Below are 18,846 nucleotides of genomic sequence, written 5' to 3' on the forward strand. Positions count from 1 at the left end.
CATCTGTTCGAGCCTGAAGCCCTTTCGGCATGTGCCGTCGTGGACGCGGTTACCATGAGCGCCATGGACCTCGACATGCGCCGGGTGCGCTACTTCGTGGCCGTGGCCGAGGAATGCAGCTTCGTGCGAGCGGCGAGCCGTCTTTACATGACCCAGCCGGCGCTCAGTCGCCAGATCCGGGCGTTGGAGGAGGATCTGGGTGTGGTTCTCTTCCTGCGGGACCGGCAGGGCACCGTACTGACGCGGGCGGGACATCAGTTATTGGAGGATGCCCGGCCGATGCTGGCGATGTCGCAGGGGGTGCAGCAGCGGGTGAGGATGGCGAACCGTGAGGTGAACCGCTTCGCCATCGGTTTCATGCCAGGCATCGTCGTCACCCCCATCGTCCGGGAGTTCGCCCAGATGGCGCCGCAACTCGACATCGATGTTGTGCACACCACCATCACCGACCAGGTCGACTTCTTGATCGACGGGCGGGTCGACGTCTGCTACGTCCGCATGCCCCTGCCGGAGGGCATGTTCGAGGTGGTCCCGCTCTTCCCGGAGCCCCGCGTGGTGGCGCTGTCCAGCGGGCATCCGTTCGCGGAGCTGAAGGCGGTGCATGTCGAGGACCTGAGTGACATGACCCTGTTGCAGGACCCGCGGGACGTCCCGGAATGGCGTGGGCGTCTGCCGCGTGAACCCCTCGCGCCGCAGATGGAGGGCGGGCGGTTTCCGGTGACGATCGAGGAGTGCCTGGAGGGTGTTGCCTCGGGCGCCGGATGTTATGTCATGCCGGCCGGCATGGCCGGCTTCTACCGCCGTGACGACGTCGTCTACCTGACGCTGGACGGCGTCGCCCCCCGCATGGTCGCCCTGGCCTATACCAAGCACCGGACCATGCCCGAGCTGAACCAGTTCGCCGATCTCTCCCGCCGCATGCTCGGCCCCGGCCCCGACTGACACCGGGCATGAACGGACACTGAGCGGGGTCCGCCCGGCCCCGGTCGACCGGTGAGGGGCGAGGTCGCGGGTCTGCTGTTCCTAACGTGGCTGTCGAAGTCGCGCGCCGAACAGCAGAGGGGAACCGGACCGAGATGAGCGAGGTGGTGTTCAAGCGCGGCCCGCGCGTCGCCGGTCCCGAGATGCCCGAGGGAAACCTCGAACTCGCCGAACCCCCGGTGCTGGGTGAACCCGCGACCGCCGATGCCAGCGCGCTGCTCACCTATCTGCCGATGGGCCTGGGCGGCGCGGCGATGACGCTGATGTACTCCACCGGCGGCCGTGGCACCAGTAGCTACCTCATGTCCGGGATGATGGGCGCCTCCATGATGGCCATGGGCCTGGGGCAGCTGGGCCGCAACGGCGCCCAGCGCAAGCGCCAGATGCGGGCCGAGCGCCGCGACTACCTGCGCTACCTCGATCAGGCGCGCGGGCAGGCCCGGCAGGCCGCGGCGGCCCAGCGGGCGGCGGCCCACTTCGACCATCCGCACCCGCACGACCTGTGGCGCCTGGCCGGCGGCCCGCGGACCTGGGAGCGCAGGCCCGGCCATGACGACTTCGCCGCGGTCCGGATCGGCCTCGGCAGCCGGCGCGCCGCCCTCCAGCTCGTGCCCCCGCAGACCAAGCCGGTCGAGGACCTCGAACCGCTCTGCGCGATCTCCCTGCGCCGCTTCCTCAACGCCTACCAGACCGTCAGCCACCTCCCCCTGCCGCTGCCCCTGCGCCGGTTCACCGCCGTCGAGTTCGCCGGGGAGGGCGCGCCCGCGCTGGACCTGGCCCGCGCCATCGTCGGACAGCTCGCGGTCCTGCACTCACCGGACGACGTCCGCATCGCACTGCTCGCCGACGCCGGCGCCCGCACGGAGTGGCAGTGGCTGAAGTGGCTGCCGCACAACGCGCACCCGACCGCACACGACCTGGCCGGACCGCAGCGGCTGGCCGCCGCCGACGACGGGAAACTGCTGGACCTGCTCGGCCCCGACCTGCGCGACCGGCCGGAGCACGACCCGGACACCCCGCCCAGCATCGCCGAACCGTTCCTGGTCGTCGTCGCCCAGGGAGTGCGCATCCCGGACGGCTCCCGGCTGCGCGGCCCCGGGATGCGCAACACCGTGCTGCTCGACCTCACCGGCGAGATGCCCGGCGGACCGGCCGTACTGCGGCTGACCAGCAGCAGCGGACGGCTGGCGTACCAGCGGGGCACGGAGCAGGTCAGCGCCGACGCCGACGCGCTGAGCGCCGTCCAGGCCGACACGCTGGCCCGGGTGCTGGCCCCCCTGCGTACCGGTGGCACCGTGGACGTGGACCGTCCGCTGGAATCCGACTTCGAACTCACCACCCTGCTGGGCATCCGCGACCCGCGCCAGTTCGACGTGGCCGCGTTGTGGGGTCCCAGAAGCGTGCAGAGCGCCCGGCTGCGGGTGCCGATCGGTGTCTCCGCCGACGGAGAGGTCATCGAACTCGACCTCAAGGAGTCGGCGCAGGGCGGCATGGGGCCGCACGGGCTGCTGATCGGCGCCACCGGCTCCGGCAAGAGCGAACTGCTGCGGACCCTGGTCATCGGCCTGGCCGCCACCCACTCCTCCGAGGTGCTGAACTTCGTCCTGGTCGACTTCAAGGGCGGCGCGACCTTCCTCAACATGGACCGCCTCCCGCACACCGCGGCCGTGATCACCAACCTGGCCGACGAACTGCACCTGGTCGACCGGATGCGGGACTCGCTCAACGGCGAGCTGGTCCGCCGCCAGGAACTGCTGCGGGAGAGCGGCTTCGCCTCGCAACTGGAGTACGAACGGGCCAGGCTCGCCGGCGTACCGCTGTCGCCGCTGCCCTCGCTGCTCGTCATCGTGGACGAGTTCTCCGAACTGCTCGCGAACAAGCCGGAGTTCATCGAGCTGTTCGTCTCCATCGGGCGGCTCGGGCGCAGCCTCGGCGTCCATCTGCTGCTCGCCTCGCAGCGACTGGACGAGAGCCGGATCAGCAAGGTCGAGGGACACCTGTCGTACCGGCTGGCGCTGCGCACCTTCTCCTCCATGGAGTCCCGCAGCGTGATCGGCGCCAGCCACGCCTACGAGCTGCCGTCGGCCCCCGGCAACGGCTACCTCAAGGTCGACACGACCAACCTGGTCCGGTTCAAGGCGGCCTACGTCTCCGGCCCCGTACCCGCGGTCACGGCCGAACCGGAAGCGGAGCGGGCCGCCGAGGAAGTGCTCGCCTTCGACTTGGACCGGCGCCTGCCCGCGCTGCCGCCCGACAGCGCAGACACCGCACCGGAGGCGACCGGTGACACCCCGGCGCCGGAGCAGCCCGACAGCGACGACCTCCTGCTGGAGGTGCTGGTGGACCGGCTGCGGGACGCCGGCCCGCCGGCCCGCCAGGTGTGGCTGCCGCCGCTGGACGCCGCCCCCAGCCTCGACCAGATGCTCCCCGGCATCGTGCCCGACGCGGTCCGCGGCATGAACGCCGTCGGCCACCCGGCACAGGGCGCCCTGAGCGTGCCGCTGGGCACGGTGGACCGCCCCGCCGAGCAACTGCGGGAACTGCTGGCGCCCGACCTGTCCGGCGCCGCCGGACACGTGGGTGTCGTCGGCGCCCTGCAGACCGGCAAGTCCACCCTGCTGCGCACCCTCATCCTGTCCCTGGCGCTCACCCACACACCCGAGGAGGTCCAGTTCTACTGCCTGGACTTCGGCGGCGGCGGCATCGTCTCCACCACCGGTCTGCCGCACATCGGCTCGCTGGCCACCCGGCTCGACCGCGACCGGGTGCAGCGCACCGTCGAGGAACTCTTCCAGCTCCTCGAACGCCGTGAACGGACCTTCACCGAGCAGAGCCTGGAATCCATGGCGGCCTACCGCCGGCGGCGGGCCGAGGGCACGCTCGGCGATCCGCACGGCGACGTGTTCCTGGTGATCGACGGCTGGTCCACCCTGCGCCAGGACTTCGAGGACCTCGAAGCACGCGTCTCCGAACTCGCCGCCCGCGGACTGGCCTTCGGCATCCATGTCGTCGTCTCCGCCGTGCGCTGGTCGGAGATCCGGCCGCGGCTGCGCGACCTGCTCGGCACCAAGCTCGAACTGCGCCTGGGCGACGCCATGGAGTCCGAGGTCGGGTCCCGGGTGGCCCGCGAGGTGCCCGAGCAGCCGGGCCGCGGACTGACCAGCGGCGGCCGGCACTTCCTCGCCGCACTGCCCCGGCTCGACAGCTCCTCGCGCACCGAGGACCTGACCGCTGCCACCAAGTCCGCCGTCGCGGAGATCGCCGCCTTCTGGCGCGGCCGGCCCGCGCCGCCCGTACGGCTGCTCCCCGCCCACCTTCCCGTCCGCCAACTGCCCCCGCCCGAAGGCGACCTGCGGGTCTGCCTCGGCCTGGACGAACGCCGGCTCGCACCCGTCTGGCACGACTTCGACACCGTGCCGAACCTGATGGTCTTCGGCGACGGCGCCACCGGCAAGACCAACGCCCTGCGGCTGGTCCTGAACGCCGTCACCACCCGCTACCGGCCCTCCGAGGCGAAGATCGTCCTTGCCGACCCCAGCCGTGAACTGCTCGCGGTGGCGCCGGAGGAGTACCGGGTGGGCTACGCCGTGGAGACCGAGGCCCTGGCCGGCCTGGCGGCCAACACCGTGGTGTCCATGAACAAGCGGCTGCCCGGACCCGACGTCACCCCCGAACAACTCGCCCGGCGCGACTGGTGGAGCGGCCCACGGGTGTTCGTGGTCATCGACGACTACGAACTCTTCAGCGGCGGCGGCTTCGGTTCCCAGAGCCCCCTGGCCCCCCTCGTGCCGCTGCTGGCCCAGGGCCGGGTGATCGGACTGCACCTGATCGTCGCGCGGAGCACCTCCGGCGCGATGCGGGCCACCAGCGACGCCGCCATCCGCCGGCTGTGGGAACTGGGCACCCCCGCACTGCTCTTCTCCTACCCCAAGGAGGAGGGCAAGTTCCTCGGCGAGGCCAAGCCCCGCACCCTGCCGCCGGGCCGCGCCCAACTCGTCACCCGGCGCGGCCTGGGGCTGATCCACACCGGGCTCGTACCACCGTCGTGAGCACCCCGCTCACCGTCCGCCCGCCCCGCCGCCCCCCAAGGAGCACCACCATGACCAGCGCCGCGTCCGCCACCCGCCCGCCGTTCGCGCCCGGCACGGGCGTCGTGCGGCTCACCGTCGAAGGACCCCGCGGCCGGGCCGACCTCGCCGTCCCGGTGGCCACGACCGTCTCCGCGCTGCTGCTCGCCCTCGGACCCAAGCTGCCCGACGAGCCGGACGGCGACTCGACCGCCTGGACCCTGCAACGGCTGGGCGGGGAACCGCTCGCCCCGGACGACACCCCGTACAGTGCGGGCCTGCGCCACGGCGAGGTGCTCCAGCTGCGGCCCGCCCACGATCCGCTGCCCGGCTTCGCATTCGACGACACGGCCGACGGGGTCGCCCGGACCGTCCTCGACCGCCCCGACCGCTGGCGGCCGGCGCTGACCCGCGCCATGACCCTGGTGGTGGCCTGTCTGACGCTCGCCGCCCTGACCGCGGCGGCGCTGCGCACCGGCAGCGGCCGGGCGCCGTCGGTGGTCTGCTGCTGCGTCGCCGTACTGCTCACCCTCGCCTGCACCCAGGACCACCGGGCACCGGCCGACCGCGCCGCCCGCGTCATCGCCGGGTCGGCCGCCTGTCTGTTCGCCGCGCTCGGCGGGCTCACCGCCCTGCACGGCCCGGCCGCCCTGCTGTCACCGGCCCACGAGGACGTGCTCCTCGGTTCCGCGTACCCGGCGGTGATCAGCGCCCTGCTGCTGGTCAGCGGCCGGCTGCCGGCCGTCCTCCCGGCCGCCGTCGGCACGGTCGCCGTCCTCGCCGCCGCCAGTGCGAGCCTGCCCACGGTGCGCGACTGGACCGCGACACAGTCCGTCGCCACCGTCGCCGTCGCCGTCGTGTTCACCGGGCACTGGACGCCATGGCTGGCGCTGCGCGCCGCCCGGCTGCGCGTCCCCCGACTCCCGCACGACAGCGACGAGTTGCAGCATGAACTCGATGCCGAGCCCGCCGAACGCGTCGCCCGCCGGGTGGCCGTCGCCGAGGCATGGCTCGACGTCACCGCGATCGGCACGGCCGCCGTCTCCGCGGTCGCGAGCGGTCTGCTGGCGAACCGGGGCGGCTGGAGCGCCACCGCGCTGGCCGTCGTAGTGGGCGCCGTGATGCTGCTGCGCGCATGGGGCCAGACCGGGGTGTGGCAGCGTGGCCCGAGCCTGCTCGGCGGGGCGGCGGGCCTGACGCTGGTGGCGGTCTGCGGGCCGACCGGCCTCGCCACCCAGGCCGGGGCGGGCGTCCTGCTGCTCGCCGCCGCCGGCGGGCTGCTCAACGCGGCCCGCCGGCCGCCGACGACCCGTCTGCTGCCGGTGTGGGGACGGCTCGGCGAGATCCTCGAAACGGTCGCGGCCCTCGCGCTCCTCCCGTTGCTGCTGCAAGTGCTGGGTGTCTACGCCCACGTCCGGTCGCTGGCCGGCTGAAGGGAGCACCGCTACCGTGCAGACCCGCCGTGACCACGTCCAGGCCTACCGCTTCGCCACCGGCAGACTCGCCTCCGCCCTTCTCACCGGCGACATCCGCACCGGCGACAGCCCCATGCACCGCGCCCGCCTCGGGTCGGTGTTCGGCATCGCCCTCGCGGCGCTGCTCGTCGCCGGCTTCGCGGTGTACGGCCTGCTCAAGCCGCAGCCCCGGGACTGGCGCGACTCGGGGCCGTTCGTCGCCGAGAAGGAGAGCGGCACCCGCTACCTCTACACGGACGGCGTACTGCACCCCGTCCTCAACTACACCTCCGCGCTGCTCGCGCTCGGCGAGCCCGCCCGGCCGCACCAGGTCCCCCGCTCGGCGCTGAAAGGCGTGCCCCGGGGCACGGTCCTCGGTGTCGCCGGAGCCCCCGACGCCATCCCGTCCGCCGGGGACCTGCTCACGGGAGCCTGGTCGCGGTGCCTGCACCCCGGCCGGCCCGGCGACCTGGTCATCGACTTCCAGCCCGCCGCACACGCGGCGGCGCCGGTTCCCGCGGGCGCCCACGTCCTGGTCGTCGATCCGCACGGCACCCTCTACGTGGTCCTGCGCGACACCAGGTACCGGGTGCCCGACCGTGCCGCGCTGGTCGCGCTGGGCCTGGACTCCCACACCCCGGTGACGGCCCCCGCGGACTGGCTCGCCGACCTGCCCACGGGCCCCGCCCTGACCCCGGCCACCGTTCCCGGCAGCGGCTCACCGGGCCCGCGGGTCGCCGGGCGCCCGGCGCACACGGGCGACGTGCTGCGTACCGGCGTCGCCGGCTCCGTCCACTTCTACGTCCTGCGCGGCGACGGCGTCGCACCGGTCACCGCGACCGAGGCGGCGCTGCTCTCCGCCGGGCACGGCCGGCCGCGGGAGGTGACCCCCGACGACGTCGCCGCGCTTCCGGAGTCGGCCGACCGCTCACTGCTCACCCGGCTCCCCGACGTCGTGCGCACCCGCGACGCGGGCACCGGCGCTGGCGCGCTCTGCCTGCGACAGCGGATGCGGGGCGGTACGCCGGAGAGCGTGCTGGTGACGGAGGGCGGTTCGGCCGCCGCCGCCGGCTCGGGCATCCTGCTGCCTGCCGGAAGCGGGATTCTCGCCACACCACCGGCCCGGGGCGAGTACCCGACCCGACAGCTGTACCTGATCACCGATCAGGGGCGGCGATACCCGCTGGCCGACGACCGCGCCGCCACCGCGCTCGGCTACGTCACCGCCGTCGCGCGCACGCTGCCACGCGCCCTGCTGGAGTCGATACCGGCGGGCCCGGCACTCGGCATCACGGGCGTGACCGGGGGACAGCAGCGGATCGCGGGAGAGCAGCGGTGAGGCTCGCACCGGCACGGTCGCGCCGCCCGCTCGTGGTCCGCACGCTGAACAACGCCCTGCTCATCCATCCCCGCGCGGCTGCCGACCACCGTGCCCAGCTCTTCGCCCGCGGGCTGGCCCCGGACGAGCAGCACACCCTGGTGGTGCTGGACCTGCCCGCTGGTCCGGGACCCTGCCTCCTGGAATCGGTGGCCCGGATCCTGGAGCGGCGCAGGGGCACCTTCAGGCTGGTCCCGGGCCGCGGCTCCCGCACACAGATCGCGGAGCTGGCCCAGTGGCTCGCCGACCGGCTCGACCGCGCGGTGCTGGCTCCCGACGGAAACCAGCTCGCCGCAGCGGGGGGCGCGCTGTTCATCCCCGCCGGCAACGGCCGTGGCTGGCTGCGCTACCAGCCGGGCCGTCCCGCCCCCCGACCCGACTCGCAGCGCTTCCCCAAGCCGGGGTGGGAGTTCCTCGTCCCCGACGCCCCCGTCCCCATCGGGCCGGTCGGCGTCGCCGAACCGATTCCGGGCGGTGTGTGGCTGCGCCCCGCGGACGACAGCGGACTCGACATCCCCCGGCAGGTGCTGGCCGACCGGATCGTCGCCGACCCCGACCTCGTCGCCGTCGTTCTCGGCGTGCCCGGCCGTCCGCCGCTGCCGTTGACGGACATCGCCGCCTTCTGGCACACCCTGGCGTCCGGCGGTCGCCGCTGCATGCTCTTCGTGCCCTACGGACCGGTCGACGTGCCCGCCGGCACCCCGCCCGGCCAGGCACTCGCCGAGTTGTTCGACCACGAGGTGGTGATGACCAACGGCTTTCCGGCCGTCGGTGACGCCGGCGCCGTACCGGAGGTGCACACCCTGGGCGCGGACGGCCGGCTCGGCTGGCAGCCGTACGCGGGCGCACTCGCCTACGCCCCCCGGCGGGTCGCGCCCGTCGCGCACCGGGCCCGCAGCCCGCTGCCGGGTCTGCCGTCGCTCGGCCGGGGCGTCTACCGGTACGCCCCGGACGCCGTGGTCGAGATCGTGCAGTCCGGGCTGTGGGTACGGCCGCACCAGGAGCCGCCCGACGCGGACGCCGTACGGGCCGTGCCGGCCCACCCCGACCACGCCGCCGTCCTCTTCGACGAGAGCACCCCGACCCTCGCGACCCGACTGCGCGCCCTCGCCCATGAGCTGCTGGAACGCCTGCCCCTCGCGGAGCGGCTGCGCAGTGTGGTGCTGCCCGCCGGTTACGCGGTCCGCGCCGGACACCGGCCCGGCGCCGGGGCCCTGGCCCTCACCCCCGCACCGGCCCCTGCCCCGGCCCTGTCGGCCCCGGCCCTGGAGACGTCCGCGCTGCCCGCCCCGGTCACGACCGGTGACGCACCGCGCGCCGCACTGCCGCGCCGGGTCCCGGGCGCGGGCAGGCACCCCGGCCGCAGAGGGGACGCGGAGGCCGCGCGCCCCACGGGGCAGGAAGGGGAGGCCGGTGCCGGGCCCGGCGAAGGCGTGACCGGCGCTACTGCCGCCACCGCCACCGCCACCGCCGCCGCCGTCGGCACGGACACCGATTCCGCCCCCGATACGGCGTCGGCCGCCCACCCGGGCCCGGTCGACCCCGCGGCGCCGTCGGAGTCGAGCCGGCCTTCGCCCGCCCTGCGGATACGTCTGGAGTCCGCACCCTCGATGGCTCCCGCCGCCCCGGCGGTGGAAGCGGAAGGGGCGAAGGAGTCCCCGAACGACGTGTCGGCCCCCATCCCCGCCGTCCCCGCCGACCCGGCCGTCCCCGCCGACCCGGCCGCCCCCGCAGACCCGGCCGGTCCGGTCGGCCCGGGGGTGCGAGTGCAGCCCGTGCCCGTACCCGGCGCCCGGATCGCGCTGGCCCCGGACCAGGACCTCGACCGGGAACGCGGCTGGCTGCGGCGGGCGGGCGGCGCCCGGTACGAGGAGGCCGCGGGCTTCGTGTCCCGCGTGCTGTCGCAGACCCCGGGCCTGCGCGGCGCCTCCAAGGAGGCGTCGAAGACCGCCCTCAACGATCTGGCCGCCGTCCGTCTCTACCTGACGGCCGGGCCCAGCGAACAGGTGGACGACGCGGTACGCGGTGCCACCGTCGGACCACATGTGCCGCTGGCCCGCTGTGTGGCGGCCGGGCTGCGCAGGCTGCCCTCCTACCGGGGGGTCGCGCTGCTGCGGGCCACCCTCGGCGAAGCCGAACTCGCCTGGTACGAGGAGGCGGCCCGGCGGGGCGGCCCGGTGACCGAATGGGGTTTCTGCGGCGCGCTCACCACCGTGCGGCCCGGCCTGCCCGGCGACACCGACATCCTGGTGTGGTCGCTGACCGCCCGCCGTACCGTCCTGATGCAGCCCGAACCACCCGACCGGGTGATCTTCCTGCCCGGCACCGCGTTCAAGGTGCTGCGGGTCACCGCCGGGGCGGAACGCCGCGCGGTGCTGCTGCGGGAGCTGTCCGAACCGGAACTGGCCACGGCCGCCGGGGGCCCGGAGCAGGACAGCGGCCTGGACGATCTCGCGATCGCCGGGCTGGAGTCCGCCGACGAGACCGTACGGACGGCCGCCGACGAGGGGCCCGGCCGCCGGGCACAACCGCTGCCCGAGCCGTTCACCACGGCGTTCACCAACCCGCCCGGACTGATCCTTCCGACACGGCCGCCCGGGTCCGGGGTTCCGCCGGAGCCCGACTCGCGGGCCGAGGAGTCACAACCGTGAGCCGACAGACGTTGACGGTCGCCCCGGACCACCCCCACGCCCACCGCACCATCGCCCGGGCGCTGGACGAGGCCCGCGACGGGGCGCTGATCCTCCTCGCCCCGGGACGCTACGAGGAGTCGCTGGTCATCAGCCGGGCGGTCACCCTGAGCGCCGACACCACCACGCCCGGCGAGGTCCGGGTGCACGCCGCCCACGGCAGCGCCGTCACCGTGGACGCCGAGGCCGTGCGGCTGACCGGACTGACCCTGTCGGGCAGCGACCCCGACGCCCCCGTCCTCGACGTCCGGCGCGGACAGGCGGACCTCGACGGCTGCGCGGTGACCGGGCACGCCTGGGCCGCCGTGCTGGCCTGGAACGGCGGACGCCTCGCGGTCCGCGACTGCCGGATGACCAACACGCTCGGCGCAGGCATCGTGGTGACCTCGCCGGAGGGCGGCACGGTCGAGAACACGACCGTCACGGACTCCGGTTCCTCCGCGGTCGTCGTCGCCGAACGAGGCCGGCTCACCCTCCGCGACTGCGAACTGACCGGCGCCCGCGGCAACGGCGTGTGCGTCAACGGCCAGGGCGACGCGCTGGTGGAGAACACCAGGATCGCGCGGACCGCCAAGCCCGCGATCGTGGTGGAGCAGGAGGCGCGGGCGGAGCTGATCGGCCTCACCGTCACCGGCAGCGAGATGCTCGACGCCTATCTGACCGGCAGCGGCAAGATCGCCGTCAGCGACTGCGCGTTCACCGGCTCCGCGGGCGGGGCGGTGCACATCGGCGCCGGCGCGGCACCGGTGCTGCGGGGCGTGGCCATCAGCGACGCGGCCGGCCATGGGCTCAGGGTGGCGAAGGGGGCCCGGACCCGGGCGGACGACTGCGAGATCACCCGGACCCCACTGGGTGTCGTGGTGGAGGACGGCGGCGCGGCCGTCTTCGGCGGGCTGACGGTACGGGGCGCCGCGCAGGCCGCCGCCGTCGTCACCGGGGGGACGGCCACCGCCGAGTTCGAACAGCTGACCGTGACCGGAGGGGCCGGCGGGCTGCGGGCGCTCGACGGGGCCCGTCTGACCGTCCGCGGCGGTGAGATCACCACCGCCGACGGCGACGGTCTCGAGGTGGCGGGGGGCGGCAGCGGCCAGATCTCCGAACTGCTGCTGCGGGCCGTCGGCGGCTGCGGCATCTCGGTCACCGGCGCCTCCTCGGTGACGGTCGACTCCGCCACCCTGCGCGACTGCGGCACGGGCGTGGCCGTCGGTACCGACGGCGAACTGACGATCCGGGACAGCGAGATCAGCGCCGCCGCCGGCGACGGGGTCCGGGTGCAGGGGGGCGCCACCGCCGATGTCGTCGGCTGCCGGGTGCACGGGGCCGGCGGCAACGGCGTGACGGTCGAGGCGTCGGCCCGCGTGGCGCTGAGCCACTGCACCGTCATGGACAACGCGGGGGACGGCGTCCGCTGCGTCGCCGGGGAACCGGTCACGGTCGAGGACTGCGAGGTCGTGGGCAACGGCGGCACCGATCTGCACCGGACACTCCCCGGCGGGCAGCCGACGGCCGGCCGGACGCCGGGCTCCGGCGCCCGCCCCGGGGACCTCGCCGGGCACGACGCACCCCCTGGCCGGGACGAGGTGTCCACCGGCACCGGCACCGGGCCGTTGGCGGAACTCGACGCGCTGGTGGGCCTGGAGAGCGTCAAACGTGAGGTCAACGGACTGATCAACCTCAACAAGATGGCTCAGCGGCGCGCGGAGATGGGGCTGCCCATGCCTCCCATCAGCCGGCACCTGATCTTCGCGGGACCGCCCGGCACCGGCAAGACCACGGTGGCCAGGCTGTACGGCGCGGTCCTCGCCGAGCTGGGCATCCTCGCCAAGGGACACATCGTGGAGGTGGCCCGAGCCGATCTCGTCGCGCAGATCATCGGCGGTACCGCCATCAAGACCACCGAGGTCTTCCAACGCGCGCTGGGCGGTGTGCTGTTCATCGACGAGGCCTACACCCTCACCAACCAGTCCAGGGGCACCGGCCCCGACTTCGGCCAGGAGGCCGTCGAGACGCTGATGAAGCTGATGGAGGACCACCGTGACGACGTCGTCGTCATCGTTGCCGGCTACTCCCAGCAGATGGACCAGTTCCTGGCCTCCAACCCCGGACTGGCCTCCCGCTTCGCCCGCACGGTGGAGTTCCCCAACTACGACGTCACCGAACTCGTCACCATCGTCCGCAACCTGTGCGGCAAGCACTACTACGAGCTGGGCGACGACGCCCTCGACGCGCTGACCGGGTACTTCCGGCAGGTGCCCAAGGGGCCGACCTTCGGCAACGGGCGGGTGGCCCGGCAGATCTTCGAGACCATGATCAGCAGACAGGCGTCCCGCCTCGCCGACCGGCCGCCCGCCCGCGACAGCGAGCTGAGCCGGCTGACGGCCGAGGACATCGAGAAGCCGCCGGCCAGGGAGACCGACGACGAGTCCGGCGATCCGCCCGCCACCGCGCCGACGGCCGGCCCCGACTCCGGACGGACCGCCGCCCCCGCCCCGTCGCTGCGTCATCTGGCGGACCTGACCGGCCTCGACGACGTCAGGACGGCCCTGTCCAGGCGGCTGACCGAGCTGACCGAGCTGAGCCGCTCGGGCGGTGCCGGGCGGGGTATGGCCAACGTGGTGTTCGCCGGCGAGCGCGGCAGCGGACGGCAGGCCGTGGCCACCCGGTACGCCCGGTGCCTCGCCGAAAGCCGCCTCCTCGCGCACGGCACCGTCCGTACGGTGGCCCTCTCGCGCTTCCCCGCCCGTAGTCCGCGACAGGCGGCGGCGTGGACGGAAGCGGTGTTCCGTGACGCGACGGGCGGACTGCTCCTGCTGGAGCTGGACGACATGTTCGACACCGTGCCGCAGTCCTGCCGAACGGCGGTGCTGGACGCGGTCGCGACCAGCACGAAGGCCGCGGGTACCGGCACCGCCGTGGTGCTGACGGGCACCGACACCGGGCTGTCGGCCGTTCTGCGCGGCCACGGCGACCTGATGCGCTGCTTCGCCGACTATCTGCGCCTGCCTCCCTACGGTGCCCCGGAGACCGCGGAGCTGGTCCGCCGCAGACTGCGCGACCTCGGCCATGACGCCGGCGACGACGTACGACAGGAGCTGGACACCGTCCTGGCCGGCGGTCTGCCCGGTCTGGGCGCCTACGGGGCGCACCGGTTCGCCGATCTCGTCGAGGCCCACGGCGACGGGCACACGGTGCGCCCCTCGGACGTCCGCGCGGCGGCCGGTACGCCGAGTGCGACGGGGGAGCGATAGGACCCTTCGACGGGGCCGAGCGGACACCAGGGGCGGCTGACGCTCGTCAGCGTCCCGACGGATCGTCAGTATGAAGGAAAAAGAAGGAAAAGGGAGAAGCGACCGAAGGGGTGGCTGCAATGGCCGATTTCAAATCAACCAGTGTCGACGGGATGACACAGGCCGGCGTCGACCTGGCCGATGCGCACTCGAGGCTGGCCGACGCGGAGGCGAAGATGGAGAACGCGCGGTCGTTGCTTGTCGCTCACTGGGTTGCCACGGCGGGCAGCGAGTTTGACGTGGCAATGAAAGACTGGATCGAAAAGTGCGGAGCCACCAAAAGGGATCTGGAGAGCATCATGCAGAAGATGCAGGCGGGCGCCAGCCTCATCGCGGCGGGTGCCGAGGAGACGGAGGCCATCGCACGCTCGGCTGCCCTCAGCGGCCTTCCGGGGGTGTGACAGTGAAAACCTGAATCAACGACAACCCCGACCGATGCACGAAAAATCCGTGGAAAGGAATGTGGAAATGGCCCCCTCGGGAGACGTAACCTACGCGTTCAATCCTTCGGTGCTCCAGGACGCGATCGATACCATCGCCACCACAGGCGTGGAAATCGCGGATCTGGTGGAAGCTCTGGGCAAGGGTACCGCGGTGAAACTCAGCGGCTGGGACGACGGCGGCCGGGTGGAGTACAACGGTCTCCAGGACACCTGGATCCAGCGCGGCACGGACATGAGTGAGGATGCCGTCATCTTCGGCAAGAAGCTGGCCGACATCCACACCCTGTATACCGAAACCGAGAACCGGCAGGTCCGGCTGTTCGGCGGCTGATCCCATGGACTCACGCGAGGATTTCCCGCACCTCAATCCGGAGTCGCACGAGGGAGGCGGTGACGACGACCTGCCGGGCCCCGACGCCTACACCGGTCCCGTCGATCCCGTCGTTCCTCCGGGCAGCACTTCGGTCGAATCCCCTCCACTGCCGGAATCGCAGGACTCCTGGACGTACTCGACCGATTCGAGTGGGAACATCCAGGTGACCATCGGCGATGTGAAGGCCCATGCCGAATACCTCCACCAAACGGCGACCGGGTTGCTGAGATCGGCGCGAGAGCGGCTCGAAACGACGTCCCACGCCAAACCCGGTGCCTGGTCGACGGCCCTGGAGTACGCGCAGAAGATCGACGACCACAGGGAAGCGCACAAGAAGACGATCGACACGGGGATCGCGGCTTTCGACGCCTACAACATCGTGATGGGCGACGTCATCTCCATGTTCCAGAAGACCAAGGACGAAACCGAAGTGACCGCGGCGGAACTGGAAAAGATCATGACGACCGCGACGAAACTCTTCCAGTCGATCAACTGGACCGGGTCGGAAACCCAGAGTTCCGGCTCGTAATGAAGACCTGACCGGCGATCCAGGAGTGCGGCGAAAATGGCGGACAAGGACTCGCATCTCGACTCTCGCCACCAGGACCTCGACGACGGCTTCAAGAGGGGTGACGGCAACGAGATCTGGGCCGATCCCAACGCGGCCGTCGACAGCGGCAACCTCGAGGCGTATCTGCGCAGCTTGACGTGGCAGGAGAACCACGCCGTGCTCGTCGGAGCGGCGGGCACGTTGCTGGGACAGCCGGTGCCGGCCAGCAACGAGGGAAACAGGGCATGGGCCCTTGCCGTCACCGACCCCGCCTCCTTGATGGCCAACGCGGTGGCGTTCAACTACGCGGGGGAGGTCTATCGCGCCATCGGCACCCTCATGCACGATTCCGTGGAAGTGCTGACCGGTGAGCACGGTTCCTGGCACGGACCCGGCTCCAAGGCGTATGCGGCGGGAATGGAGACGTTTTCGAAGGTCTTCCTGGCGAACGCGGAAGCCCTTGTGGGCACCGAAAGTCTGCCACAGAAAGTGGCGGACGATTCGGCCACCCTCGCGGCGGCGGTCAAGTTGGCCGAAGACATCGGCCTGTGGTTCGCCGACAGGATGGCCATCATATCGGGTATCGCGGCAGGTGACTCTTCCGGGAAGCAGGCCACGGGAAAGTACAAAAAGCTTTACGAACAATACGCGCAGCTGTACAAGGACATACTCATAAAACTCATCCTCGATGTCTCTCGCGGCTATGAGTCGACCGCCAAGTCGGTGATCGAGCCGTACAACATCGATGATCCGTTCTCCGAGGCGGACAGTGAGACGGACAAGGATGACAAGGGCGGTTCGGGCTCCGGCGGCGGAGCGGCGGATCTGCCGAACCTCGCGAACCTTCTCGGCAGCGGCGCCAACGAACTGGCCAATCTCCTGGGCAACGGCACATCGAATCTGGCGAACCTCCTCGGCAGCGGCGCTTCGGACCTGTCGAACCTTCTCGGCAGCGGCGCTTCCGACCTGTCCAATTCCCTTGGCAGCGCTGCGACGGATCTGGCGAACCTCGGTGGTGGCGGCGGTGGCGGCGACACGGACCTGTCGAAGCTCGGTCTCGACTCCGGACCGCCGGAACTGCCGAGTGCGCTCGGCGGAGCGTCGGGCCTGTCCGGCCTCGGCGATCAGGGAGGCGCGGGAGGCACGGGAGATCTGGGAGACCTGGGAGGCTTGGCAGGCCTTGGCGCCTCCCACCTGAGCGGTCCCGGCGCGGACCAGTCGCTGGGTGACGCCTCGCTTTCCGGCGCCGACGACTCCGCGCTCGCACCCGGGCTCAGCGGTCTCGCCGGACTGGGCGGCCTGGGCAGCGCCCTCGGCTCTTCCGCCGGTGGCAAGGACAAGGGCAAGGAGACCGCGGCGGATCTCTCCGGTCTCCCGGGGCTCTCCGGTCTCGGCACGGACCTCACCGACCTGGAGGACGGCATCCCCTCGGTGTCCCTCCCGGGTCTGGAGGGCCTCGACGACACGGGCTCGGACCACTCCCTGTCGGGCGGCGCGCCGGACACCAGTGGCATCGCGACCGTCGGAGGGGCCGGATCGGACGCCGGTCTCGGCACCGACACCCTCTCGACCGCGGCCTCCGCACCCCTCGCCGCCGGGACCGTGACGGCCGAAAGTGCCGGCGCGAGTGCCACCGGCGGTATGCCGTACATGCCGATGGGCGGGATGGGCGGAGCTCCCGCCGCCGCGGCCCAGGGCGCCGGTGAGCGCAGCGAGGCGTCGGGCCTGTTGTCGCGCGCGTCCGAACCCTGGGCCGCCGAAGCGGACGTCGCCCAGGGCGCCATGGGCGGCGCGAGCGGTACGTCGACCGGCGGCGCCGTCCTGGAGTTGAACGGTGCGGTGGCCCAGGCGGCCGGCTCCTCCACCGGCGAGGCGGAACCCGTCGTCGTCCCGGCGCTCGTCCTGCCGTACCCGCCGACGGCCGGCACCGGCGCCGCCACGGGGACGAGGGGCCAGGCCTCGGACCGCGGCACCGGGGGACGCGCCGACCCGGCCGGTCTGCTGTCCGAACGGCATGAGCCGTGGACCGCGTCGGAGGAAGAACTCCGGCCGCTGGACACACCGTTCACCTCCACGGCCGGGCCGACCACGGCCGGGCCGACCACGGCCGGGCCGACCACGGCCGGGCCGACCGGGGCGGAGCCGATCACGGCCGGGCCGATCACGGCCGGGCCGACCGGGGCCGGGCCGATCACGGCCGGGCCGGCCGTTGCCGGGCCGCGCCTTGCGCGGGCTGCCGTAGGGGCTGGAAACGGCACCGCGGCTGCCGCCGGCGCGCAATCGTCGGATGACGACGAGACGGCGGCTTGGGCGGTCGCCCCCGGCGCTCTGCTGTCCCTGCTGTGGCAGGGGCGGCCCGGACGCGGGGAAGCGGAACGGGAGCAGGGAAGCACCGGGCAGGGCCACGCCTCGGCCGACGGCGCCGCTCAGGACGGGGCGGAGCCGGGCGGCAGCCCGGGTGGCGGCTCAGGCCGGCCGACCTGGCGCCCGGACCAGTCCGCGACGGCGTTCCCGCCGGACCGGCCCACGCAGCCGACCGGAAGGCCGACGCCGGCGGAGGCCGCGGCGCGCCTGGAGGAGATCCTCGCCCGGCGGGAGGCCGAGGAGGCCGAGGAGTCCGAGGAGGCGGATCGGGAACGCGCCGGCGCCGACCCGGAGGGCGGTGCGGCCACGGACTCGGACGAGGACCGGGACGGGAACGAACCCCGCGACATCTCGGCCCTGTTGAGACAGGACCAGGCTTCCTGGGGCGGCGGCCCCGCGGCCCCCGGCCCCTTCACCTGAGCCGCGCGCGCCGCGAGGTGGCGCGGACCGGAACAGACGAGGAAGCCGTCCGGAGCGGAACCGGCGGCCGGAGCATGGAGAGCGGCGTGGAGAACCAGCGGATGGAAGAACTGCTCGCGCGGTACCGCGCGAGACGGGCCGGGGCGACGGAGGCGTTCCGGCGGATCAACTCGATCGCGGTGACCGAGGTGTCCCGGCGGGAGACCGTGAAGGTCACCGTCGGCGCGCGCGGTGAGGTCAGCGCCCTGGAGTTCCCGACCACCGCCTACCGCAGGATGGCCCCCGCGGAACTGTCGGAGGTCATCCTCGACACCCTGGCCAAGGCCCGGGCGAAGGCGCTCGCCGAGGCGGCGGGCGTCTGTTTCGACGGCGCGCTGGAGGGCGTCGACGCCTCCGAACTCTTCCAGGGCCGGATCGATCCGGCCTCCCTGCTCCCCGAAGATCCCTTCGACCTCGCGGGATTCGACGATCTCGCCAGACTGGCCGACAGCGATCAGGAGACATGATGGAAACCATCGGATACGACGCGAACGGCCTGGGGAAGGCCGCCGATATCACCGACCGGATCGGACAGCTCTTCAGTGAGGGCAGGAACATCCTCGACAACGCGAGGAACAACGACCCCGATCCCATCAACGGCGATCCGTCCCTGGGGTCGCTGGCGGTGCTGATCGACCAACTGGCGGACCACATCACGCTGGTGACGGACGGGGCCGGTCGGGTGAGCGAGGAGACCGGGGCGAAACTGGGCGGCTCGGCGCGAGCGGTGACCCACACGGCCGACATCACCACGGAGATCGCCTCCCACCTCAACCGCTCGTGAGACGGAGATACGGGGA

The 18,846-nt window shown here is 72.9% G+C and carries 12 protein-coding genes; all 12 read left to right on the forward strand.

Annotation, left to right across the window (positions count from 1 at the left end):
* Window positions 1-63 precede the first annotated feature (63 nt).
* The 12 genes from ABT057_RS21730 (at window position 64) to ABT057_RS21785 (ending at window position 18,830) form a co-directional block, all read left to right on the forward strand.
* Window positions 64-942: a LysR family transcriptional regulator gene (locus ABT057_RS21730; RefSeq protein ID WP_352344823.1), complete on the forward strand. Its 879-nt coding sequence runs from the start codon at window positions 64-66 to the stop codon at window positions 940-942.
* Between the two features lie 134 nt (window positions 943-1,076).
* Entirely contained in the window at window positions 1,077-5,030 is a 3,954-nt protein-coding gene (gene eccCa, locus ABT057_RS21735) for a type VII secretion protein EccCa (protein WP_352344825.1), read from the forward strand.
* Window positions 5,031-5,080: 50 nt separating this feature from the next.
* Window positions 5,081-6,481 carry a type VII secretion integral membrane protein EccD gene (eccD, locus tag ABT057_RS21740; protein WP_352344827.1) on the forward strand — a complete coding sequence of 467 codons (1,401 nt, stop codon included), beginning with the start codon at window positions 5,081-5,083 and terminating at the stop codon, window positions 6,479-6,481.
* Window positions 6,482-6,497: 16 nt separating this feature from the next.
* Window positions 6,498-7,841, forward strand: a complete 1,344-nt coding sequence (gene eccB / locus ABT057_RS21745) for a type VII secretion protein EccB (RefSeq protein ID WP_352344829.1) — start codon at window positions 6,498-6,500, stop codon at window positions 7,839-7,841.
* Window positions 7,838-10,531 carry a hypothetical protein gene (locus tag ABT057_RS21750; protein ID WP_352344831.1) on the forward strand — a complete coding sequence of 898 codons (2,694 nt, stop codon included), beginning with the start codon at window positions 7,838-7,840 and terminating at the stop codon, window positions 10,529-10,531. The genes eccB and ABT057_RS21750 overlap by 4 nt, the downstream gene beginning before the upstream one ends.
* A complete protein-coding gene (locus ABT057_RS21755) occupies window positions 10,528-13,818 on the forward strand; it encodes a right-handed parallel beta-helix repeat-containing protein (protein ID WP_352344833.1) in 3,291 nt (1,096 codons plus the stop codon). The genes ABT057_RS21750 and ABT057_RS21755 overlap by 4 nt, the downstream gene beginning before the upstream one ends.
* A 119-nt stretch (window positions 13,819-13,937) precedes the next feature.
* The gene (locus ABT057_RS21760) at window positions 13,938-14,258 is read left to right on the forward strand and encodes a hypothetical protein (protein ID WP_352344835.1); all 321 of its coding nucleotides are present in this window, start codon (window positions 13,938-13,940) and stop codon (window positions 14,256-14,258) included.
* 67 nt (window positions 14,259-14,325) lie between these two features.
* Window positions 14,326-14,631 carry a WXG100 family type VII secretion target gene (locus tag ABT057_RS21765; RefSeq protein ID WP_352344837.1) on the forward strand — a complete coding sequence of 102 codons (306 nt, stop codon included), beginning with the start codon at window positions 14,326-14,328 and terminating at the stop codon, window positions 14,629-14,631.
* Between the two features lie 4 nt (window positions 14,632-14,635).
* Window positions 14,636-15,202, forward strand: coding sequence for a hypothetical protein (locus ABT057_RS21770; RefSeq protein ID WP_352344839.1), 567 nt, complete (start codon window positions 14,636-14,638; stop codon window positions 15,200-15,202).
* 36 nt (window positions 15,203-15,238) lie between these two features.
* Window positions 15,239-18,007 carry a hypothetical protein gene (locus ABT057_RS21775; protein ID WP_352344841.1) on the forward strand — a complete coding sequence of 923 codons (2,769 nt, stop codon included), beginning with the start codon at window positions 15,239-15,241 and terminating at the stop codon, window positions 18,005-18,007.
* Between the two features lie 86 nt (window positions 18,008-18,093).
* On the forward strand, window positions 18,094-18,513 hold the full coding sequence (locus tag ABT057_RS21780; RefSeq protein WP_352344843.1) for a YbaB/EbfC family nucleoid-associated protein: 420 nt from the start codon (window positions 18,094-18,096) through the stop codon (window positions 18,511-18,513).
* Entirely contained in the window at window positions 18,510-18,830 is a 321-nt protein-coding gene (locus ABT057_RS21785) for a hypothetical protein (RefSeq protein ID WP_352344845.1), read from the forward strand. The genes ABT057_RS21780 and ABT057_RS21785 overlap by 4 nt, the downstream gene beginning before the upstream one ends.
* Window positions 18,831-18,846: the final 16 nt, after the last annotated feature.

The organism is Streptomyces sp. NPDC002588, from assembly GCF_040295925.1.
Lineage (GTDB): Bacteria > Actinomycetota > Actinomycetes > Streptomycetales > Streptomycetaceae > Streptomyces.

Coding starts and splice junctions, on each gene's coding strand:
- ABT057_RS21730 (WP_352344823.1), top strand. CDS start 64: ATGGACCTCGACATGCGCCGGGTGCGCTACTTCGTGGCCGTGGCCGAG.
- eccCa (WP_352344825.1), top strand. CDS start 1,077: ATGAGCGAGGTGGTGTTCAAGCGCGGCCCGCGCGTCGCCGGTCCCGAG.
- eccD (WP_352344827.1), top strand. CDS start 5,081: ATGACCAGCGCCGCGTCCGCCACCCGCCCGCCGTTCGCGCCCGGCACG.
- ABT057_RS21760 (WP_352344835.1), top strand. CDS start 13,938: ATGGCCGATTTCAAATCAACCAGTGTCGACGGGATGACACAGGCCGGC.
- ABT057_RS21765 (WP_352344837.1), top strand. CDS start 14,326: ATGGCCCCCTCGGGAGACGTAACCTACGCGTTCAATCCTTCGGTGCTC.
- ABT057_RS21770 (WP_352344839.1), top strand. CDS start 14,636: ATGGACTCACGCGAGGATTTCCCGCACCTCAATCCGGAGTCGCACGAG.
- ABT057_RS21775 (WP_352344841.1), top strand. CDS start 15,239: ATGGCGGACAAGGACTCGCATCTCGACTCTCGCCACCAGGACCTCGAC.
- ABT057_RS21785 (WP_352344845.1), top strand. CDS start 18,510: ATGATGGAAACCATCGGATACGACGCGAACGGCCTGGGGAAGGCCGCC.